A 20966-nucleotide genomic window follows, 5' to 3' on the forward strand; every position below is an offset into this window, starting at 1 on the left:
AAGGTTATCCGGATTGATTGAAAACCGCCAAGGTGTTATTTTTTCCGCTTTATTGCCCGAAGAAATAGCATCTTTTATTCCCGCACAGCCGGCATTCCGCAGCAAACAAATATACAAGTGGATTGCCGACGGCGCACATTCGTTTGAACACATGCACAATATTCCCGCCGCACTGCGTGCAAGTTTGGCGCAGCAGGGCGCCGTTTTTTCTTCAAAGGTGCATACAGTGCTTAAAGGAAGCGACGGGTCGATAAAACTGCAAATAGAGCTTGTCGACGGCTGTATGGTGGAAACCGTGCTTTTAGTAGACCGCGAGGGGCGCAAAACCGCTTGTGTTTCGTCTCAAGCAGGCTGTGCGATGGGCTGCCGGTTTTGCAAAACGGGAAGTTTGGGCTTTGCGCGCAATTTAACTGCGGCTGAAATTGTGGAACAGTTTTTTGCCCTTGAAAAACAAGCAGGCACATTGCAAAACATCGTTTTTATGGGAATGGGAGAGCCGCTTTTAAATTTGGAAGCGGTGCGCAAAGCCCTTGGCGTATTATCCTTTCCGCAAGGTCGTGCGCTGTCTTTAAAACGGGTTACCGTGTCTACCTGCGGCATTATAAACGGCATATACGATTTGGCGGACAACGGACCTGCCGTGCGGCTTGCCGTATCCTTAACGTGCGCCGACGAAAAACTGCGAAATGAGCTTATGCCCTTTTCCGCCTCTTACCCCCTTGACAAACTGGCGCAAGCTGTAAAATACTATACAGGTAAAACGGGCAGACGCTGTACGCTTGAAGCCGCACTGTTATCCGGAATAAATACGGACAGCAAAAGCGCAGATAAACTGATAGCTTTTGCGCACGACCTTGGGGTACACATTAATTTAATACCGTGGAACCCGGTTGAAACTTTACCGTACATGGCGCCGACTAAAACGGAAACCTATTCGTTTTACAATAAACTTAAAGCTGCCGGCTTAAACGTAACGGTACGGACAAAGCGGGGTGCATCCGTAAGCGGTGCTTGCGGTCAGCTGGGGAAAACACAAATAGAACACATATCGGTTGGAAGCTAAAAACATGGAACAAAAAATATACGTTGCAGGAATGATGAGCGAAGAAGACGAACAAAAAGCCTCACAAGCGGTCAGCGCTGTTGCCGGCGTTTCTTCCTGTACGGTTAATTTTCAAAAAGCTCAAGTGTTGGTAGCTTACGACGAATCGAACGCAAGTACCGAACAAGAGATAAAAGACGCCATCTCTTCGTGCGGCTTTGATGTTTTAGGATAGCAAGTCAAAAGCCCTAAGCACTACCCTGCTTTTACGACACACAGCTTAACAGTTTTGCATAGTATCCGTTGTTTTGTACCAATTCAGCATGCGTTCCCTGCTCAACCGCTTTTCCTTTTTTAAACACAATAATGTGATCGGCATTCCGAATCGTTTTTAAATGATGAGCAATAATGATTACCGTTTTATTTTGTGCAAGTTCCGTCAGCGCATCCTGTATTAACGATTCGTTTAGCGGATCCACATTGCTCGTCATTTCATCTAAAATTAAAATAGGAGCGTTTTTAAGAAAAGCGCGTGCAATGGATATACGCTGGCGTTGACCGCCGGACAATAAAGCACCGTTTTCGCCTACGCGTGAACTGTAACCGTCCGGCAAACTTTGTATAAAATCATGGATACGCGCTTTTTTACACGCTTCAATAATCTCGGTTTTATTTGCATTTTTTTTACCGACACGGATATTTTCTTCAATAGTATTGTCGAATACTTGTACATTTTGCATAACAATTCCGATTCTGTCCAAAAGTTCGTCGTAAGGAATATTCCGTATATCTTCCCCGCCCAACCGGATACTTCCTTTATCTACCTCATAAAAACGCAACAATAAATTGGTAACGGTTGTTTTTCCAGAACCGGATTCGCCGACTAAAGCGGTCATAGCGTGTTCTGCGAACTCACAGTTTAAATTTTCGATTTTAAACTCGTCTTTTTTGCCTTTTTTGTAGGCAAAATCTACAGAGCAAAATTCAATACCATTGTGTTCGGGAAGCGGTCCTTTTACGTTGTCTGCAATCGGCGGTGCGTATAAAATTTTTCCCAAACGTGCATAACTGTCAGAAGCGGATACATAATACATATAATGCGTTTCCATTTCGGCAAAGGGTTTATAAAATTCTTTAGATAAAACGGCAAAAATAATATATGTAAATACGCTTATAGTTCCCCGCAACGTCATAATCGCCCCTGTGCCGAGCAGTATAAAATAACCTATGTCGAGCAGCAGTGCATAAACGGAAAGCCGGCACGCTTTAAACTTTGAAGCTGCTTTACTCGTATTACCGAAAGCCGTTATTTTTTCGCTAAGTTCCGTATCCAATTTTTTATTTTCAGAAAAGCTTTTTAATACAGGGATACCGCGCACATACTCTACAAAAAGGCTTACCATATCCGCTAAAGCACAGTTATTTTTATGTTCGGCGTTTTGAGTACGTTGTATCGTAAACAGTAAAAAACCGAACGCTGCAGGAATACACGCACACATTATAAGTGCAAGCCGTAGATTCAACACGCAAAGCCCTATAAAACAAATTAAAGCGATTAAAAAATCACTTGCCATGCGCGGCAACATGTGACCTACAACCATTGACATATTATCGACGTCTTTATGCAGTACGGTATTGATTTCTCCGAGCCGCTCGTCGGTATAAAAGCCCAAACCGAACAGTTTAAGTTTAACAATCATTTTTTCGCGTATGTTTTGTACGACATCAAAACCGGAGCCGTGTTTTTTTATATCGGCGCTAACATTGCATACGCCTTTAAAAACAACCAGCAAAACAAGCACAATAAAATAGCGATATACATCTGCAGCAGCTGCGCCCGAAGCTATTTTAAACAATACGGAAAACACAATAATAATCATTGCAGCCGAAGACAAACCGTACAGCACAAAAAATAAAGCCGACAACATCACATCTTTTTTTCCGTTTTTTGTAAGCAATTGCAGCATTTCTTTAAACATAGTTTTCCTCTTTGTTTTTATTTTACCTTTTAAGCTATTTTCCACTCATCCACTTTATTTTGAGCCGTTACCATAGCTTTATAACAGGCGCACGTATTTATTAATACTTCGTGTTTTCCCGTTCCTATAATTTTACCCTTATCCATAACAACTATAGTGTCTGCGTTGCGGACGGTATTTAAATGGTGTGCTATGGTTATCACGGTTTTACCCTTAGAAAGATGTTCTATAGCTTTTTGAATAAGTGTTTCATTTTCGCTGTCAACGGCAGCCATAGCTTCATCCAAAATCACAATAGGTGCATTTTTTAATATCATACGTGCAATGGAAATACGCTGTTTTTCCCCGCCGGAAAGTCGGGACCCCATTTCGCCGACAATCGTATCGTAACCGTTCGCAAGCGATAAAATAAAATCATGACACTGAGCTTTTTTTGCAGCATTTATTACTTCTTCTTTTGAAGCGTCTTGCTTACCGAGCGCAATATTATCGAAAATGCTCATATTAAACAAAACAACGTCTTGCTGCACGCTTGCGATTAAATTTGAAATACTCTTTTGTGTACAGCAAAAAATATCTTTTCCGCCAATATAAATAGAACCGGATTGCACATCCCAAAATCCCATTAATAAATTTGCAAGCGTCGTTTTACCGCAGCCGCTTGAACCTACAAAAGCGGTCAACGTATTTTTCTTTATCGTAAGATTGATATTGTCAAGCTTAAATCCGTCACGTTTATACTCAAAACACACGTTGCGGTATTCTATGTCGCCGGGCAGTAAAGGGGTGTCGGTTTTATTTTGTGCAAGCGGGGCATTCAGCACTATAGCAATACTTTTAAGCGCTTGTTCAAACATAACGGAAAAATGCTGCAATGTTGCAGTTTTACTTATCGCTTGGGTAAACGCTGAAGATAAAATAACCGAAAGAATAAAACGCGATGTACCGATTTCATTGTGTATCATCAGCATACAACCAAAAATCATAACGGCTACCACCCCGCTTTCCATAAAAATATCGATAAGTCCCATGGGGACGGCAACGGAAGCCATTGTTTTTTTAACATTGGTTACATATTCACGCGCTGTTTGTAAGGTTCGTCCGCTTACCGTTTCTTCTTTTGCAAACGCTTTAACAAGCGCAATATTTTTTACATATTCCATAAGTTCACTTCGCATTTTATTTTCGTGGTTAAAATATAATTCAAAGTTTTTTTCCATTGTTTTTTGTGAAACGGTTTTTACCGCAAACATCAACGGTACGCCTACAAGCATTATCAATGCCAAACGCCAATCTACAAACAACATAGATATAAAAATTAAAACCGGAAGCAATACAGCAGACATAATTTCGGGAAGACCGTGGGCAAGGTATGTTTCTATTTGTTCAACATCGTGTTCAATAATATTCGAAAGCTCTCCAGTGTTATGTTCTTGAAAAAAGCCCAAGTGCAGTTTTTTTAACTGCCCGATAATCTTAAGGCGCACACGGGTAAGCGTAGCGTATGCCTTATCGTGAGCAATTTTAACCGAAGCATAGCTGCATACGTTTTTTAGCACAAATAAAACGAACATTGATGTAAGAACCGGGTATACGTTTTTTGTTGTTTGATTTTCAAAAAATAAAAGATTGATAATATACACGAGCAGCACTTGTACGGTTAAATCAAAGCTGATTTTTAGTGATAACAATATGTTTGCTTTTACCGGATTTCCCGTTACAAAACGGCGAAGTTTTTTTTCATTATCTTTTGTCATAGTTTTTACTCCTTTAAAACCGAATTACTATTCAATATTAAATTAAAAAAACGGCAGTTATCATCAACAAAATTACAAGTGCTGCCTTATAAAGCTTCCGCTCCTTTGTAATAACACAAATTAATCAAGCGCATCATATTTTCAGCCCACATGGAATTTTTATAATGGCGTGCGATTTCCAAAAGAGATTCCATATAATTATTTGCCAAAATATGAGAAAGCATAGGGTCGTAAGTTTTACATGAATATGATTTTAAACCTATTTCTATATGTTTTTGAAGCCGCATAATAAGTTTTTCTTTTGCTTTTTCATGCTTTGTCCCGCCGCTTTTATCGGTAAGGATAACTAGCTTAACGTGATTTTCCAACAAATCTTTGATGTATTGTTCCCCTACTTTTTCAAATTTTTCAGACGGGGAACCGGCTATCTGCTCTTCTTCATCCAATACGTGTATAAACAGCGAATACACACCTTCAACAACCGCATCGAACAGTTCTTCTTTATTTTTAAAATAGGTATAAATAAGCGCTACCGGAACTTTTGCTCTATGCGCAATTTGTGCAAGTGATGCGCTTCTAAAATCATTTTTATAAAACACGTGCACCGCTGCAGTTAAAATTCTGTTTTTTACTTCCTCTTTTAATACTTGCATTGCGCTCTTTTTCCTGTACGTTGACTTTGCTTCGGCTAAACCTACACCGGTAAAAAACAAGATGTACCGGATTTTTTTTTACTAAAACCGAATATATATTCAATATTAAACTAGGATTTGTTTTTTGTCAATATAAATTAACGTAAAAACCAAAGTTATAAAACTAATTGTTTTATCGATTATTACACGGTACGATTGTATATGCAGTCGGCAACGGCTGACACATCGGTTGAAATAGGAAGCGTGCCGAGTTTTTGCTTTACCGTACGTAAATAAGCGCTGTCGCCGAGTAAGCGGCACACCGCATTGCAAATTTTTTCGGGTTTGCGTATAAACCATCCTACGTTGTTCCGTACGGCAAACTGCACGTTACCCAATTCCTGCCCGTGAATGTAAGAAGAAATAATTACCGGTTTTTTAGACACCAGCACTTCCATAAGCGTTGCAGGACCCGCTTTTATAACGGCGCAATCGCATATTTTTACCATTTCGTCCATATATGAAATAAAACCCATAGGACGCAAATCGGCATGGGGATGCAATTGTGCCATAACGTCGAGCATTTTTTTTGCGGCAATGTCTTTTCCGCACACCACTAAAATGGTAAAGTCCGCTTTGCGCTTTAATAAGTGGCGCACAATAACAACCGCATTCGGCAACCCTTCTCCACCGCCTGCTAAAAGCACTACTTTTTTACCTTCAGGGATATTGTGCTTTAAGCGCAAAGCAGCTTCATCGGAATGCGTAAGCGGCTGCAAAAATTTCGGATTTAACAAAAAAGGTACTACTTGTATGTTTTGTTCGGGTATACGGCAATTTTTTACCGCACCGTCTTTTGCACGCTGCGAAAACACCAAATATTTAACGTTTTTTTCATAAAACCATGCCGTAGGCACGGTAAACGGGTCGGTAACAACGACGGTAAACGGCAGCCTGCCTCCCAACCGTCTAATTGCGGTAACTGCGGATGGCGTAAGCGCAAAGTGAAAACTGACTACATCGGTAGCTTGCGATTTTTTTATGATTTTTTTTAAATACCATGCCGTGTGCGGTGCTATAATCATCGTTATAATACGCTGCACCCAAAACAGCATGCCCAAATCGTAGGTTAAACCCCATGCGCCGGGAACATAATTGCAGGAAAGCTGATAACATTTTTCAAAAAAAAAGCGTGCTAAATAATTTTTTTGATCAAAACCGTTTAAAAGCTCTACGGAAGCATCGGGATATTTACGCTCAAGCACTTGCTTTAATACATTTGCCGAGGATTTATGACCGCCGCCCGTATTCAAATACAAGCACACAAATTTCCGCATATTCATATTTTACATCCAAGCACTTCGCCTGTCAATGTGCTAAAATACAGCCCAGTGGACACGTAAGAGACGCCGTAGTATAGTAAAACTATGGAGCACGGTAAAAAGCATATTTTAATCGTTGCCGAAGCGGGCACTTCGCACGGTACTTCTTTGGACAGCGCAAAACGTTTGGTACATGCGGCAGCACAAGCCGGAGCTGACTGTATAAAATTCCAGTGGGTGTATGCGGATGAAATCCTGCACCCCGATACCGGTTTTGTTACGCTTCCCGGCGGAAAAATCAGATTGTACGACCGCTTTAAAGAGTTGGAAACGGACAGCTCTTTTTTTGCCCATCTGTGCGATTACGTGCATTCACTGGGAAAAACGTTTATGTGCTCGCCGTTCGGTATCCGTTCGCTCAATGAATTGTTTGCGCTCAAACCCGATTACATAAAGATCGCTTCTCCCGAATTAAATCACTACCCTATGCTCAAAGAGTTGGTACGTTTGGAATTAACGCTTCCCGAAAAAAAACGAATCCCTGTTGTGCTTTCAAGCGGCGTTTCTTTAATGAAAGACATACGAAAAGCGCTTGCCGTATTAAAACCGTTACGGCAAAAAACGTGCGCTAAACACGGTGATATGCTGTCGCTGCTGCATTGCGTTACCAGTTATCCCGCTCCGCCGGAAGAATACAATCTGGCGCTGCTGGAACGCTACCGCAAAACGCTGCACATAAGTACGGGAGTAAGCGACCATTCGCTCGATCCGGTTATCGTACCGGCAATTGCAGCCCTGTGCGGAGCGCGCATAATCGAAAAACACATTACACTGAGCAAAAACGGCAGCGGTTTGGACGACCCGGTTGCACTTACTCCCGAACAGTTTGCCCTTATGGTACAAACCGTGCGCCGGTATGAAAAAACGGCAGCGGAAGAGCCAAAAGCGGCTTCAAAAGCCGGCAAAAGCGTACAAGCCGATGCGGGTCAGTATGCCGGTACGGACGGACACTGCGGCTCACAATCCGGAAAAGCGCTCGCACGAGCACAAAAAGAATTCGGAGCAGATAGAGTAAAACAAGTTATCGGCGACGGCAAAAAAAAGCTTGCCCGCTGTGAAAAAGCAAATTACGGCAAAACAAACCGTTCCATTCACTTTATGCGCTCGATGAAAGCGGGCGAAATTATAACGGAAAAAGACATAGCCGTGCTGCGCACGGAAAAAGAACTTTCAGTCGGCATATCGCCTGAATATTACGATACGGTATTAGGTAAAACACTAGCACAAAATGTATGTTCAGGCGAGGGTCTACAAAAACACCAGATAAAAAATATTACGTAAAACGGCACATAGAACTTAAAGCGCCGCCGTTATTCGCCGGCACACAAAACGGCAATGCGGTGCAACCCGTACAGTGTAAGCTGTTTGTCCACTTCTTGCAGTACATCGCTTATCGGCTTTACCACGCTGTTTAAGCCGCCGGTTGCAATAACCCGTATATCGGCACTTGTACAGCCGGTTTTATTACATAAATCGTTTTTCATTTGTCCTATAAGCGCTTCGGTCAATCCTTTATAGCCGAGTACAATGCCGGCTTGTATGGAATGTACAGTATTTTTACCCAGTGTATCCGGCGGCGCTTCAAGGGGAACGGAAGGAAGCTGTGCGGTATTGTTAAATAAAGAGCGCACCGCAGTGCCCAAACCGGGAAGGATGGCAACACCCTGAATGTTTCCGTTACAATCAACGGCGGTAAAGGTTAACGCCGTACCGAAATCAGCTATAATGCAGGATTTATGAAAACGGCAATACGCTTCTACGGCATTGCATACGATATCGCTTCCGATTTCATGCACTGCCGTTTCGGGAATTTTAATGGGTAATTTATTGAACACATTCGGACCGACTATAAGCGGTTTTTTCCCGATTAAATTTACCGCTACGCTGATAAAAGGTCCGGTTAAAAGCGGCACAACGGAACTGAGAATTCCCGAATCGACTTCGGAAGGCAAAACTCCGGCATCCCTAAAAAGAGAGCGGACGGTCGACGTATATTCATCCGCCGTTCGCTTTGTATCGCTGTAAATACGCCACTGATGTACAACCGTATTTTTTTTAAAAAGCGCAACTACGGTATTAGTGTTACCTATATCGACCGCTAAAAGCAATTGCAATTTTCCTCCGTTGAGGCTATTATAAGCGATATGGATAATCTTATACAACCCAAAATACTCAAAGGATTTAGAGATTTTTTACCTGATGCGCAATTACCACGCACTTTAATAATAGAAAAACTGGGAGCCGCGTTCCGCTCATACGGTTTTGTACCGATAGATACCCCCGCTTTGGAATACTCGGAAATTCTGTTGCGCAAAAGCAACGGCGAAACGGAAAAACAAGTATTCCGCTTTAACGATAACGGCGGCAGGGATGTGGCGCTCCGCTTTGATTTAACCGTTCCCTTTGCCCGTTTTACGGCGGAACACAAAAATGAACTGTACTTTCCGTTTAAGCGCTACCACATTGCAAAAGTGTGGCGCGGCGAAAAACCTCAAGCCGGACGCTACCGCGAATTCGTTCAGTGCGACTTCGACATAGCCGGTTCAGACAGCGTTTTGTGCGACTTTGAAATTCTTTCGTTAATAAAACACGCTTTTTCGCTCATCGGTGTTCAAAATATAACGATTAAAATAAACCACCGCGGCATATTTAACGCTTTTTTAGAAAAACATTCGTTAACCGGCTTAAGCGAAAACATTTTACGCACTGTAGACAAAATGGCTAAAATCGGCGCAAAAGAAACGGAAAACCAACTTGCTCAAATAACGGGCAGTGCAAAAACCGCTTCGCTTATTATCGATTACATAAGCGTTAAACCGAACGAAGCGTTTAACACAACGCTTGAGCGCATAGAACAAGCGGCAGGAGAAAAAGGAAAAGAAAGCGTACAGCGCATGCGGCAAGTGTACGATTTATTGGTCGGTACAGGCATAGCCGGCAGCTTTGTGCTCGACCCTGCAATAACTCGGGGTTTGGATTACTATACCGGCATTGTATACGAAACCTTTTTAAACGATCTTCCATCCATAGGTTCGGTATGTTCCGGCGGGCGCTACGATAATTTAGCCGGCTTGTATATGAAAGAAAAATTGAGCGGCACCGGAGCTTCAATAGGTTTGGACCGGCTTTTAGCGGCTCTTGAACAGTTGGGTCATATACAAAACCGCTGCGGTTTTTTGGATGCAGAAATTTTTTGCACCGACGAAAGCCTTACCCTGCACTACCAAGCGCTTGCACAAAGACTGCGCTCAGGCGGTGCCGCCGTTGAAGTATTTCCCGAAGCTAAAAAAATAAATCAACAATATGCGGTCGCAGAAAAAAAAGATATACCTTTCGGAATTTTTGTAGATAAAGAACAAGCGGCAAAAAATGTGGTCAGCGTAAAAAATCTTAAAACGAGGGAAGTACGGGAAAACATCAGCGAACAAAAAGCGCTTGAGTATATAACGGCAAAACGCTAACTTTTTTATTGTACGTTTTTAGCGGCAAATTCTGCTTGTAGTTTATTTGAAAAAAGCGATACTGCAGTTTCGGGAAGCCAACCTGCTGCAAATTGATACCACAAACGGCGCTGCCCGTCGCGTATATCTATATAGCTTCCGATAAGTTTCACCACATCGCCTTGTCTGCCGTGCGAAGCCGCATCGGCGGTATCGGACGGCTTTATGCGGTACGCCGCATAGGGTTCATTAATAAGCGCCCAAGGTTCGGCAAAACCGATATCTTCAACTTCCGAAATATCTATAAGCTGTTCATTTTTTTCTGCAGTGCATCCGCTGAAAATACAAAACAGGGTGCACAAAAAGTACACATACAGCCAAGTTTTCACGGCACACAACTTATAAAAAAAGTACGCGCGGTAAAATAAAGTGTACGGTACCTACCGCAACACAAGCAATTCCGACATATTTTCGTCCGCTTACAAACAAAGTTTCAAAAAAAGAAGGCATGGTAACGGGAACAGTCGAAGAAACTTTGTAATATTCGTATAAAAGGCAAGCGCCGCCTACAATACCGGCAACGGCGGGTACCAAATCGCCTAAAACGGGAACATCGCCTTGCACTACGCTTAAAAGTTTTATAATACCGACAAATGCAGAAAGCACTCCTAAAGCAAGGCGGAAATTCTTTGTTTCCAAAAAACTTAAACCGGCAGCACTTGCTTGCGCCGCATCTTCGGGAACTTCTTTTGTAAAAATAAGCACAAGCCCCGCTGCAACATTCATTACCACCGACAACAAATAAAACTGTATCATAATCCCCCCTAAAAGCCGATTGTATGCCCGCTTACCGACCGGGTAACCGGCATTTTATTTACGCTGTACTGCAGTTTTTAACAGCGCCCTTTCACCGTTTATACTTACATCGGCTTGTACGGACACTATATCATAATCCGTAAAAATTGTCCTGTAAAAATTTTCTTTTCCGTCATAAACCGACTGAATTTTTTTTTCAACTAAAACGCCGCCGTCTTTTCCGCAGCCCGTAAAATCGGCTTTTACGGTTAAAGCCTCCGCTTCAGCACCGGAAAGAGTACCGCCCTGTACCGCTGCGCTGCCGGCAGAATCTGTGCTTTGTTCCGCTACGCTGCCGGCGGCGACACTGCCTTGTTCCTGTTCCGCTTTGCCGTCTGCAGGGATGCCGTTCTGTTCCGCTTTGCCCCCCGCGTCCGGGTTTCCAAACGCACGCAAAGTTACGTACACCGAATCGTCAAACGAAAAAGCCGATAGCACCAAACGCACGCCGTTAATATTTTTTTGATTGCTTTTAGCGCCGAACAAAGTCGTTAAAACAACAACGGCTAAGCTAATGCCTACTGCGGCAAGCATAAAACGGGAATGCTTGGTATGCACCAAAGCTTTAAACAAGCCTTTCGGAGCCGTAGGGGCAGTTCCGTTATAAAAGCGTTTAACGTTTTCAGGTGCGCGCTCCAAACGTTTCTCGCGGTTGTAATAAAAAGTTAACTCTTCTTCGTTCATTTGTGTGTCCGTCACTGAATAAGAGCGGCGATAAGCGTATCGGTTCTCCACCACACTACTTCGGCTTTGTCATTTTTTGCAAGCAAAGCCGAAATAATCCCAGAATACGAAAGCGTAAGATCGTGGTATACGATATCGCGCATATCCACATCCAAATGGCGGCGCACCGCTTTTTGCCCGTCTTCTTTAAACATTAAAAGAGCAAAGCCCGTATCGTCGGCTGTTATAAAAAACAGCCATCCGGATTCACTTATTCCCAAAAATTCGTACGCCATGGGAAACACTTCTTTTGTATATCCGTAGGCAACCGTTTGCTCAAAGTCAGGAACTGAAACCGGTTCGGCATATATGCCGGTACTGATATTAAGCGGGTGAATAAGCGTTTGCGTAAAAGCTATGCCGGACTGCACTCCGGTAGACGAATCTATTTGTGCCGAATAATAATCGATTTTTAAATATAAAACCGGCTCGCTATAGTCGGGAATAATTTGTTCAAGTGTTGCAAAGCTGTTTTCCGAAGAAGAAGCGGCTACCGGAAGCGATGTTTGCTGAATGGGTATTTTATACTTTAAATAGCCGTCGCGCGAAAACCAAAACACCGCATAGCCGCCGTTAAGCAAGCACACTACAACCAATTCGTTTTGTTTTGTTGTGTACAAGCCTTTTATATACGGAAACGGCGTACCGCCCGGTCCTTCTTGCCCCAAATAGTCTATAAAAGAGCCGTCCGGTTCAAAGCGCAGCACGGCATGACGCAGCGTTGTTTTACCGCTTTCGTCTTGCACGCAGCGCTCCGGCGGTAAAAGGTCTGCCACATACAAACGCTTTCCCGAATCAACTGCAGCCGCTCCGATATTGTTAAACGGATACACTACCGCATTTTGCGTTGCAATTTCATCGTTGTGTTCCAAAGCGGATACTGTTTTGTTTCCATTTAATTCTATAAACGAGGGCACCGGATTTTTATCGCTATTATATAAAATACTTAATAAATCTCCGTAAGAAGTAAGGCTCAGAATTTTTGACGCTTCTCCGTTTGATATATAAAAAAAACCGTCGCGCATAATAAGATGCGTATTGATTTGACCGGGTTCTTGCAAACCGAACAATTTTAATTCGTTTTCAAAGTTTCCGTAGTTTAAAGAAAACAAATCCTGTTTTTTGAGCGCCGCAACCGGTTTGCCGGCTGTACAAGAGCATAAAAAAAAGACTATCAAATAAATTATACAAAAGACGCAGAAACGGAACGTTTTTTTTAGTGTTTGCGGCATAATCACAGCATAAAGTGCTTGCCCAAATATGTCAATACACGGTACATTATATGGTATGATTGACGCAATTTTAACATTTTTTTTCGGCTCAAAACATGAACGCGATATAAAAGCTTTACTGCCTATCGTTGCAAAAGTTAATGAAAAAGAAAGCTGGGCATCTTCGCTCAGCGCAGATGAATATCCCAAACAAACGGCGCTCTTAAAGAAAAGAATCGCCGACGGCGAAAGCCTTGATTCGGTATTACCCGAAGCATTTGCACTCTCACGCGAAGCGGCAAAACGCGTACTTGGAGAGCGCGCATACGATGTACAAGTAATGGGTTCCATAGTATTGCATTCCGGACGCATCGTTGAAATGAAAACCGGTGAAGGTAAAACCCTTATGTGCGTTGCCGCCGCATATTTGAACAGTTTAACCGGTAAAGGCGTGCATGTAGTTACAGTAAACGATTACCTTGCCGAACGCGATGCAAATTGGATGCGCCCCGTATACAGCTATTTAGGCGTAACGGTCGGTTCAATCATATCGAATATGGACAACGATGCGCGAAAAGCAGCATATAATTGCGATATTACCTACGGTACAAATAACGAACTGGGTTTTGATTATTTGCGTGACAATATGCAGTTAACGCCCGATCAAAAAGTGCAGCGCGGTTTTGCATTCGGCATTGTAGACGAAATAGACTCCATATTGATAGACGAAGCGCGCACCCCGCTTATTATTTCCGGACAAGGCGAAGACGATACGGTTAAATTTTTTGAAGTGGATAAATACGTCGGACAGCTTGAAGAAGTGCAAAAAAATCCGGAAACAGGGCTGTACCCTGATGAAGTACAAGGCGAACAAGTAATCGGAGACTATACAATCGACGAAAAAAGCCGACGTGTATCCTTTACCGATGCGGGTATGCTTAAAATCGAATCCATTTTACAAAAACATAATTTAATCAACGGTTCGGTATTTGACGAAGAAAACTTTGAATACATACACTATTTTACACAAGCGGTAAGAGCACATACATTGTATAAAATAGATGTGGATTACGTAGTAAAAGACAAACAAGTGCAAATCGTAGACGAATTTACCGGACGTATTTTGGAAGGACGCCGTTACGGCGACGGTTTACACCAAGCTATAGAAGCAAAAGAACACATCCACATTGCCCAGCGCAACAGAACTTTGGCAACCATTACGTTTCAAAACTTTTTCCGCATGTATAAAAAACTGTCCGGTATGACCGGTACTGCGGATACCGAAGCGGTTGAATTCGGAAAAATCTATAATTTAGACGTAGTTGTTATTCCCACAAACAAACCGGTTGCGCGCATAGACGAAAACGATGAAGTATATTTAAATGCCGACGATAAATGGGAAGCGATATGTAAAGAAATAAGCGAAGCTCATGCCAAAGGGCAGCCCGTTCTTGTCGGTACGGTTTCTATCGAAAAGTCGGAACACCTCAGTTCGCTTTTAACTAAAAAGGGAATACGGCACGAAGTGCTGAACGCAAAAAATCACGCACGCGAAGCGCTGATTATCGCAGAAGCCGGAGCAAAAGGAGCGGTTACCATTGCCACCAATATGGCAGGCCGCGGTACCGATATAAAACTGGGCGGCAATCCCGAATTCCGTGCACAAAAGCGTGCCGGAACGCAAGCTACGGCGGAACAATACGCGCAAGCGTACAAAATAGAAAAAGAAGCATGGCTTGCCGATTACGAAGCGGTAAAACAAGCAGGCGGCTTATATGTTATCGGTACCGAACGGCACGAAAGCCGGCGTATAGACAATCAATTACGCGGACGCTCCGGACGGCAGGGTGATCCGGGACGCAGCAAATTTTATATTTCTATGGACGACGATTTAATGCGTTTGTTCGGCGGCGAAAAGATGAAATCAATTATGTCGCGCATAGGCATGGAACCCGGAGAACCGATATATCATCCTTGGCTTACCAAGGGTATAAAAAAAGCACAAAAAAAAGTCGAAGAGCGAAACTTTGAAATCCGTAAACACTTGCTCGATTACGACGACGTATTAAACGAACAACGCCGTTTTATTTACGGTCAACGCGACGCTATTTTGGTAGACGAAGATTTAAAACTGCGCATATTGCAAACCGCACGCGAAAGCGCGGAACAATTTGCCCAAAGCTATGCCGATGCCTTGCGTAAAGGAAGCGCAGCAAATGAAGCGAATCTTGATGCCCTTGCCGAACTGAACGGCGAATTAAAGCAAAACTTCGGCTTACAAATTGCAGCCGAAACGCTTGCCGGTTTGTCGAACGTAAAAGGAAGCGAAGCGCGGACGGAATTTGTAACCGAAGCAATTGTAGGCGAACTTGAACGCGACATCGGTGAAAAAGAAGCGCTGGCAGGAAAAGAAAACTTAAATATGTTTATCCGCTACCAATACGTGCAAGCGATAGACCGCAAATGGCTGGACCATTTGGAAGCGCTCGAAAGTTTGCGCGAAGCCGTATACCTTCGCTCATACGGTTCCAAAAATCCCTTAACCGAGTACAAAATCGACGGTTTTAATATGTTCGACGATATGCTCGACAGTATCAGAACCGAAATCGCTTCGCGCGTATTCAAAGTAAAAATAACAAACGCTGCAGGCGAAGATATGCAGCGCAGAGGCAAAACGTTCAGCATGAACGCTCAGCACAGCGCAATGGCGGCTTTTGATGCCGGATCGGCACGCGATGCAGCCGCATCTTCTGCGTATGCCGGCAAACGGCAGGGAGAAAACGTAACCGTTGTCCGTTCCGCCCCTAAAGTGGGAAGAAACGATCCGTGCCCTTGCGGCAGCGGCAAAAAATATAAACACTGCTGCGGAAGATAATTAAAAAAGGTAGTTAAAAAATGAAAATAAATGATAAACATTTTCCGCTGGTGCCGTTTGCCGTTCTTTTTTGCTGCGTATATCTTTTGTTTGCCGGCGTTCCGATTAAAAAAGATTTACACATAACGCCCCAGTGGACAATCGATATCGAAAAAAATCCCGTACAGTACCCCGCTTCCGCAATAAAACTTTTACCGTTTAAACTGAATGGAAAAATGGGCTATTACACGCCGGACGGAACGCTCGCAGCCGTTTACCCTTTTGAACAAAAAGCTGCCGTATCGGAAAATTTTTGGACGGTTTATGCAAACGATGCACAGCACACGCCTTTTTATACACCGGACGGAAAACAGTGCGGCACGCTCGATGATGCCGGCTTTCCTTTTTTTGAAAAATCTGCGGCTTTTGTGTTCCATCCGGGCGGAAATTCTTTTTCGCGCCACGACAAAAGCGGAAAAAAGCTTTGGGCATATGAAGACTATGCACCGATTACCGCATTTTCCGCATCAGCTGCAGGCTGTGCCGCAGGCTTTGCCGACGGCAAGCTGCTGTGCGTCGATAACGAAGGAAATATAAGCGGTTCTTTTTACCCGGGCGGAAGCGAAACTCAAGTTATTTTCGGCTGCGCGCTTTCGGAAAACGGTAAGTATTGCGCATGCATATCAGGGTTGAATACGCAGCGTTTGATTGTTGCGGCAATAGAAAACGAAAAAATAAAAATAATCTATCATGAATATTTAAGCGAAGCCGTTAGAGAACAAACGCTTGTACGCTTTAGCCGCGACGGAAAATATGTGTTTTTTAACACAAAAAAAGGACTGCATTCGATACATATTGCGCAAAAAAAAGCGGCATATATTCCGTTTGACGGTAAAATCACCGCTTTAAGCGATTTCGGCAGCAACGATATTTTTTTTGTACTCAGTAAAAAAAGCGGTATGTATACGGTCAGCGTACTGTATGGGAATGCTTATAAAAAAGGCTCTTTTTCGTTTAAAGGCGGCAGTGCATTTTTGCATGCGGAAAACGGCAGCATCTATATCGGCTGCGACAACCGCATTTCCAAAATGAACGTCGCTTTCCGCTAAGCTAAAATACGTTCAGCGCAGTGTGCAACGCCGCTTCCGCACCGGAAGAATCCTTTATCGAAACATCGATTGTATTTTTTCCCCTTGATAAAGACACTTCTGCCAAGCGCATGCTTTTATCGTCGGGGTATATCGCAAAAAACGGGTAGTTTTTATTGCCGCGCACGCACAGTGTATTTTTATCTTGAATCAGTGCATCGTAACCGGTTGTTTCGATTACTATACCGTTTACCATAACCGAAACGGCGCGCGGCATTTTTTTAGACGGTGCATTCATATACAGCGTATACGTGCCAGATTTTAACGAAGCGCCGCTGGAAATATTTTGTATGTTTCCCGTTCTGCTTACCGCAATTAAACCGCCGAGCGGGAATTTTGCACGTGCAGACACTTTGGCAGGCGCGTCGTTTTCTTTTTCGGCATTTAACAGAACAACGGGATTGATAGCCGCTTTCATCTTTGTATCGAGCACTTGAAATTCCAAACACTGTTTTTCATCTTGCGCCCATCCGGAATGTCCGCTTATCCCCAGCACATCGTCGCTCTCTATGGTTTGATCGCCGTTTTGCACATCTATTTTTTCCAAATTGCCGTAAACGGTGAGCATTTGGTTTTTATGGAACAAAATAACTGCATTGCCCAAAGCCGAATCGAACCAGCCCATATCGGAATCCGAACGCAGCGTTATTAAAAGCTTGCCCGTATCGCTTGACTTTACTTCGGCGTTTTCATTGAATACAATGCCGTTGCTAAACGAACCTCCATTTTTTTGTGCAAACAATACATCTATGTTTTCCGATTGCTGCGGCCAGTCAAAACAGTATGCGGAAAGTGCAGCTAAAAAAGTAAATACAATCGCCGGCACACAGCGCAAAATTATGCATTTTTGTTTTTGTATCGTCATCCGGTTTACTCCCCGTACAAATGGGCAAACTCGTGCATTTTTTCCATTGCACGCTTTTTACACTGACCGCAGCCGGTTCCTATTTTAGTACGAGCTTGTAAATCTTCCCAGGTTCTGTCGCCGGCTTTATACGCTTCTTCCAAATCTCTGTCGGTAACGTTTAAACAATGGCAAATAACTTCCGTTTGTTCTTGCCCTTTTAAAGACGCTCGCCCGTTTTTTTGCAAATAATCGTCTATAGCAGCGCGCAAAGCTTTGTCGCCCAATACAGAACAGTGAATTTTATTTGCCGGCAAACCGCCCAATTTGGATACAATATCTTCAGGCTTAAGCTTATATGCATCATTTATATTCATACCCTTTATCGATTCGGACAAAATCGAAGTTGACGCAATCGCACTTGCGCAGCCGTAGGTTTTCCAACGCACGTCGCTTATAATATCGTTTTTAATGCGCAGTAAAATCAGCATTTGGTCTCCGCATTGTATATTTCCCACAATGCCGCGTCCGTCGTACTGCCAAGAATCTTCGTCTTCCATTAAAACATTTTTAGGTTTCATAAAATGTTCTTTTACGGTATCTGAATATAACCATTCGTTCATATATACCTCATAATTTACTTTTCGGTTAAAGTAGACATCTTCCTCAGCGTTTCGATAACGGGAGGAAAATTTTCCAAAAGATAATCGACTTCTTTTTCCGTGTTGTATTTACCCAAACTAAAGCGGATGGAACCGTGGGCAAGTTCCGGTCCCATGCCGGTCGCCATAAGTACGTGAGAAGGCTCCAAACTGCCCGAAGCGCACGCCGAACCGGTAGAAGCGGATATGCCGAGTAAATCCAAGTGCAAAAGAATCGCTTCGCCTTCCGCACCGGGGAAAGAAACGTCGAGTGTGTTCGGCAATACGCGCTCCGGATGTCCGTTAATTTTTATCTTGGGAATCCGTTTAAGCAAACCGTCTTTTAAACGATTGCGCAGCGCTGCCGTTTTTGTACTGTATGCATGTAATTCTTCGGCTGCTTTTTTGCAAGCAAAGCCGAATGCGGCTATAGCCGGCGTGTTGTACGTTCCTGCCCGCTTTCCGTGTTCTTGATGTCCGCCGCGTATTAAAGGTTCTAAAGGGCAGCCCTTTTTAACATATAAAGCGCCGATTCCCTTAGGCCCGTAAATTTTATGAGAAGAAAGCGTTGCATAATCCACATCCCAAAGCGCAACATCTACCGGAATTTTTCCGGCAGCTTGTACCATATCGGTATGAAACAGCGCTCCTGCGCGATGTGCTTCGCGTGCAAGATATGGAATATCCTGCACAGTGCCTATTTCGTTGTTTGCGCTCATAACGGAAACCAAAAGCGGTTTTTTTTCGAGCGCTTTTGTATAAGCTTTATTGTCTATTAAACCTGTAGAATCTACCGGTAAAACGATTAATTCAAATCCTTGCTTTTGCAAGTTTTTTGCGGATTCCAGCACGCACGGATGTTCAATTGCGCTCGTTACAATCAGCTTATTGTTTTTACGGCGGCTTTCACTTACCATTGTGTTAAAAACCGTGTTGTTCGATTCCGAACCGCCGGAAGTAAATAAAATTTCTTCAGGAAAAGCTGCATGAATTAAAGAAGCCGCTTGAAGTCGGGCATGCTCGATAAGAGAAGCGGCTTTTCTTCCGTCTTCGTGCAAACTGGAAGCGTTTGCATATTCTTTTAAAATATCAGTATAAAATGCAAACACCTCTTCGGAAAGCGGCGTTGTCGCATTGTAATCAAAATAAATACGTTTTGCCATTATAGTGCCCGGGAAATAATCCCGCCCCCTGCTATTATTCCGTTTAAATATACTACGGCAGACTGTCCGGGGGCAATCGCCCGTTGCGGTTTTTTAAAAGAAATCCGGTACACACCATTTTCAAGCGGTGTAATAAGAGCTGCTGCAGGCGGCGTTGCTAAACGTATTTTTACTTCGCCGTAAAATTCATGACGGGGAACATAATTTCCCGCCCACACCCATGAATCCGCTTCCAAACTGTCTGACAATAAATCGTCTTCGCCTGCAAGCACAATACGGTTGCGTTCGGCGTCTATTGAATGCACATACAGCGGACGGTTTGCACTTACTCCCAAACCGCGGCGCTGACCGACGGTATAGTGCTCTATTCCACGGTGTGTCCCCAGTTTTTCGCCGTCCAAGCCTACGATGTCACCGCACACGGATTTTTTATCAGAAAACAGAATGTCGAAATATTCATTCGGAATAAAATCCTGACTTTCGCTGCGGTCGGCACAGCCGAGTTTGCGCTCGCGCGCCATTTCAAAGGTTTGCGCTTTAGTAAAAGAGCCCAGCGGAAAGCGCACGCTTTCCAATACCGGCGAGGGAATGCGGTGTAAAAAATATGCTTGATCTTTGTGCCTATCGTATGCGCATGAAAGCATAACCGGACGGTTTTGTGCACCGGAAACGGCGAGACTTTCGGCAGCAGTATCGGAAACAGAGGCGTCGGTGCCGGCAGCATATATGCGGTACAAGTGCTCTATCGGTATACGGGGGCGCACGAGCGCCGCGTAATGTCCGGTACAAAAATAATCAAAGTCTATGCCCTGTTTTCGTATACCGTCGAGCAAAGCGCCGAATTTAACAAAGCGGTTACAGTGTACACAAGGGTTCGGCGTGCGGGCGCTGCGGTATTCCGTTTTAAAATAATCCAATACAAAAGTACGGTAAGCATCGCGCACGTCTATAACGTGGTATTCTATTCCTCTTTGCGCACAAAAAGTTTTGCATTGTTCTATATCGATACTTTCATCAGCGCCGTAACAAGAAAGCCTTACTCCCGTTAGCGAGCGCGGAAGCGGTAAATCATTATTCCAACTGGACATAGTAACGCCGATAACTTTACAGCCTTTTTCTTTAAGCAATACCGCAGTGAGCGTGGAATCCACCCCGCCGGACATACCGACTGCAACCGTGCTGCCGCTTTGAGGCTGTTCCAATTCTTCTATGTATGAGTGCGTGCCGTTTATACTATGCGTGCCGTCCATAAAAACAGTATACCACGTTTTTTTATTCAAGCACAACGCATTGAC

At 43.6% G+C, this 20966-nt stretch carries 19 protein-coding genes; 6 read left to right on the forward strand and 13 right to left on the reverse strand.

Annotated features, from left to right (window positions below; translation table 11 throughout):
- Positions 1-16: 16 nt before the first annotated feature.
- Together rlmN and HMPREF9193_RS05695 are read left to right on the forward strand one after the other, a co-directional pair.
- Positions 17-1063, forward strand: a complete 1047-nt coding sequence (rlmN, locus tag HMPREF9193_RS05690) for a dual-specificity RNA methyltransferase RlmN (RefSeq protein ID WP_051306021.1) — start codon at positions 17-19, stop codon at positions 1061-1063.
- A 4-nt stretch (positions 1064-1067) separates the two neighbouring features.
- Entirely contained in the window at positions 1068-1277 is a 210-nt protein-coding gene (locus HMPREF9193_RS05695) for a heavy-metal-associated domain-containing protein (protein ID WP_040847650.1), read from the forward strand.
- A gap of 31 nt (positions 1278-1308) precedes the next feature.
- Here HMPREF9193_RS05695 and HMPREF9193_RS05700 read toward each other — a convergent pair whose 3' ends face one another.
- The 4 genes from HMPREF9193_RS05700 to HMPREF9193_RS05715 all read right to left on the reverse strand — a co-directional run bounded on the left by HMPREF9193_RS05700 (position 1309) and on the right by HMPREF9193_RS05715 (position 6753).
- Positions 1309-3021, reverse strand: a complete 1713-nt coding sequence (locus HMPREF9193_RS05700) for an ABC transporter ATP-binding protein (protein ID WP_040847652.1) — start codon at positions 3019-3021, stop codon at positions 1309-1311.
- Between the two features lie 29 nt (positions 3022-3050).
- Positions 3051-4778: an ABC transporter ATP-binding protein gene (locus tag HMPREF9193_RS05705; RefSeq protein ID WP_021687131.1), complete on the reverse strand. Its 1728-nt coding sequence runs from the start codon at positions 4776-4778 to the stop codon at positions 3051-3053.
- A gap of 86 nt (positions 4779-4864) precedes the next feature.
- Complete coding sequence (locus HMPREF9193_RS05710; protein ID WP_040847763.1) at positions 4865-5431, reverse strand: TetR/AcrR family transcriptional regulator; 567 nt, start codon at positions 5429-5431, stop codon at positions 4865-4867.
- Between the two features lie 182 nt (positions 5432-5613).
- Positions 5614-6753 (reverse strand): MGDG synthase family glycosyltransferase, encoded by a 1140-nt coding sequence (locus HMPREF9193_RS05715; protein WP_021687133.1) that lies wholly within the window; start codon positions 6751-6753, stop codon positions 5614-5616.
- An 84-nt stretch (positions 6754-6837) separates the two neighbouring features.
- On the opposite strand from HMPREF9193_RS05715, the gene HMPREF9193_RS05720 reads away from it, so the two are divergent.
- Positions 6838-8073: an N-acetylneuraminate synthase family protein gene (locus tag HMPREF9193_RS05720; protein ID WP_021687134.1), complete on the forward strand. Its 1236-nt coding sequence runs from the start codon at positions 6838-6840 to the stop codon at positions 8071-8073.
- A 29-nt stretch (positions 8074-8102) separates the two neighbouring features.
- Here HMPREF9193_RS05720 and HMPREF9193_RS05725 read toward each other — a convergent pair whose 3' ends face one another.
- Positions 8103-8906 (reverse strand): type III pantothenate kinase, encoded by an 804-nt coding sequence (locus tag HMPREF9193_RS05725; RefSeq protein ID WP_306698970.1) that lies wholly within the window; start codon positions 8904-8906, stop codon positions 8103-8105.
- Positions 8907-8936: 30 nt separating this feature from the next.
- On the opposite strand from HMPREF9193_RS05725, the gene hisS reads away from it, so the two are divergent.
- Positions 8937-10253 carry a histidine--tRNA ligase gene (gene hisS / locus HMPREF9193_RS05730; protein ID WP_021687136.1) on the forward strand — a complete coding sequence of 439 codons (1317 nt, stop codon included), beginning with the start codon at positions 8937-8939 and terminating at the stop codon, positions 10251-10253.
- Positions 10254-10258: 5 nt separating this feature from the next.
- Here hisS and HMPREF9193_RS05735 read toward each other — a convergent pair whose 3' ends face one another.
- Genes HMPREF9193_RS05735 through HMPREF9193_RS05750 form a run of 4 tightly spaced genes read right to left on the reverse strand, consistent with a single transcriptional unit; the run spans position 10259 to position 13042 of the window.
- A complete protein-coding gene (locus HMPREF9193_RS05735) occupies positions 10259-10621 on the reverse strand; it encodes a hypothetical protein (RefSeq protein WP_021687137.1) in 363 nt (120 codons plus the stop codon).
- A 10-nt stretch (positions 10622-10631) separates the two neighbouring features.
- Positions 10632-11048: a hypothetical protein gene (locus HMPREF9193_RS05740; protein WP_021687138.1), complete on the reverse strand. Its 417-nt coding sequence runs from the start codon at positions 11046-11048 to the stop codon at positions 10632-10634.
- Between the two features lie 54 nt (positions 11049-11102).
- Positions 11103-11771 carry a hypothetical protein gene (locus HMPREF9193_RS05745; RefSeq protein WP_040847655.1) on the reverse strand — a complete coding sequence of 223 codons (669 nt, stop codon included), beginning with the start codon at positions 11769-11771 and terminating at the stop codon, positions 11103-11105.
- Between the two features lie 11 nt (positions 11772-11782).
- The gene (locus HMPREF9193_RS05750; protein WP_021687140.1) at positions 11783-13042 is read right to left on the reverse strand and encodes an LIC_12708 family protein; all 1260 of its coding nucleotides are present in this window, start codon (positions 13040-13042) and stop codon (positions 11783-11785) included.
- Between the two features lie 55 nt (positions 13043-13097).
- Here HMPREF9193_RS05750 and secA point away from each other — a divergent pair, with 55 nt between their 5' ends.
- Together secA and HMPREF9193_RS05760 are read left to right on the forward strand one after the other, a co-directional pair.
- On the forward strand, positions 13098-15896 hold the full coding sequence (gene secA, locus HMPREF9193_RS05755) for a preprotein translocase subunit SecA (RefSeq protein WP_021687141.1): 2799 nt from the start codon (positions 13098-13100) through the stop codon (positions 15894-15896).
- A gap of 20 nt (positions 15897-15916) precedes the next feature.
- Positions 15917-16984, forward strand: a complete 1068-nt coding sequence (locus tag HMPREF9193_RS05760) for a TP_0783 family beta-propeller protein (RefSeq protein ID WP_021687142.1) — start codon at positions 15917-15919, stop codon at positions 16982-16984.
- A gap of 1 nt (position 16985) precedes the next feature.
- On the opposite strand, the gene HMPREF9193_RS05765 is transcribed toward HMPREF9193_RS05760, so the two are convergent.
- Genes HMPREF9193_RS05765 through HMPREF9193_RS05780 form a run of 4 tightly spaced genes read right to left on the reverse strand, consistent with a single transcriptional unit; the run spans position 16986 to position 20921 of the window.
- A complete protein-coding gene (locus HMPREF9193_RS05765) occupies positions 16986-17888 on the reverse strand; it encodes a M23 family metallopeptidase (RefSeq protein WP_021687143.1) in 903 nt (300 codons plus the stop codon).
- A gap of 5 nt (positions 17889-17893) precedes the next feature.
- Entirely contained in the window at positions 17894-18490 is a 597-nt protein-coding gene (locus HMPREF9193_RS05770) for an iron-sulfur cluster assembly scaffold protein (RefSeq protein WP_021687144.1), read from the reverse strand.
- Positions 18491-18504: 14 nt separating this feature from the next.
- A complete protein-coding gene (locus HMPREF9193_RS05775; RefSeq protein ID WP_021687145.1) occupies positions 18505-19671 on the reverse strand; it encodes a cysteine desulfurase family protein in 1167 nt (388 codons plus the stop codon).
- On the reverse strand, positions 19671-20921 hold the full coding sequence (locus HMPREF9193_RS05780) for an MnmA/TRMU family protein (protein WP_021687146.1): 1251 nt from the start codon (positions 20919-20921) through the stop codon (positions 19671-19673). Before HMPREF9193_RS05780 ends, HMPREF9193_RS05775 begins: the two co-directional genes overlap by 1 nt.
- Positions 20922-20966 lie beyond the last annotated feature (45 nt).

It is taken from the genome of Treponema lecithinolyticum ATCC 700332, assembly GCA_000468055.1.
In the GTDB taxonomy this organism is placed as follows: Bacteria; Spirochaetota; Spirochaetia; order Treponematales; family Treponemataceae; genus Treponema_C; species Treponema_C lecithinolyticum.

Coding starts and splice junctions, on each gene's coding strand:
- HMPREF9193_RS05775 (WP_021687145.1), bottom strand. CDS start 19,671: ATGGCAAAACGTATTTATTTTGATTACAATGCGACAACGCCGCTTTCC.
- secA (WP_021687141.1), top strand. CDS start 13,098: ATGATTGACGCAATTTTAACATTTTTTTTCGGCTCAAAACATGAACGC.
- hisS (WP_021687136.1), top strand. CDS start 8,937: ATGGATAATCTTATACAACCCAAAATACTCAAAGGATTTAGAGATTTT.
- HMPREF9193_RS05700 (WP_040847652.1), bottom strand. CDS start 3,021: ATGTTTAAAGAAATGCTGCAATTGCTTACAAAAAACGGAAAAAAAGAT.
- HMPREF9193_RS05715 (WP_021687133.1), bottom strand. CDS start 6,753: ATGAATATGCGGAAATTTGTGTGCTTGTATTTGAATACGGGCGGCGGT.
- HMPREF9193_RS05760 (WP_021687142.1), top strand. CDS start 15,917: ATGAAAATAAATGATAAACATTTTCCGCTGGTGCCGTTTGCCGTTCTT.
- HMPREF9193_RS05745 (WP_040847655.1), bottom strand. CDS start 11,771: ATGAACGAAGAAGAGTTAACTTTTTATTACAACCGCGAGAAACGTTTG.
- HMPREF9193_RS05705 (WP_021687131.1), bottom strand. CDS start 4,778: ATGACAAAAGATAATGAAAAAAAACTTCGCCGTTTTGTAACGGGAAAT.
- HMPREF9193_RS05770 (WP_021687144.1), bottom strand. CDS start 18,490: ATGAACGAATGGTTATATTCAGATACCGTAAAAGAACATTTTATGAAA.
- HMPREF9193_RS05740 (WP_021687138.1), bottom strand. CDS start 11,048: ATGATACAGTTTTATTTGTTGTCGGTGGTAATGAATGTTGCAGCGGGG.
- HMPREF9193_RS05750 (WP_021687140.1), bottom strand. CDS start 13,042: ATGCCGCAAACACTAAAAAAAACGTTCCGTTTCTGCGTCTTTTGTATA.
- HMPREF9193_RS05765 (WP_021687143.1), bottom strand. CDS start 17,888: ATGACGATACAAAAACAAAAATGCATAATTTTGCGCTGTGTGCCGGCG.
- HMPREF9193_RS05720 (WP_021687134.1), top strand. CDS start 6,838: ATGGAGCACGGTAAAAAGCATATTTTAATCGTTGCCGAAGCGGGCACT.
- HMPREF9193_RS05780 (WP_021687146.1), bottom strand. CDS start 20,921: ATGGACGGCACGCATAGTATAAACGGCACGCACTCATACATAGAAGAA.
- HMPREF9193_RS05695 (WP_040847650.1), top strand. CDS start 1,068: ATGGAACAAAAAATATACGTTGCAGGAATGATGAGCGAAGAAGACGAA.
- HMPREF9193_RS05710 (WP_040847763.1), bottom strand. CDS start 5,431: ATGCAAGTATTAAAAGAGGAAGTAAAAAACAGAATTTTAACTGCAGCG.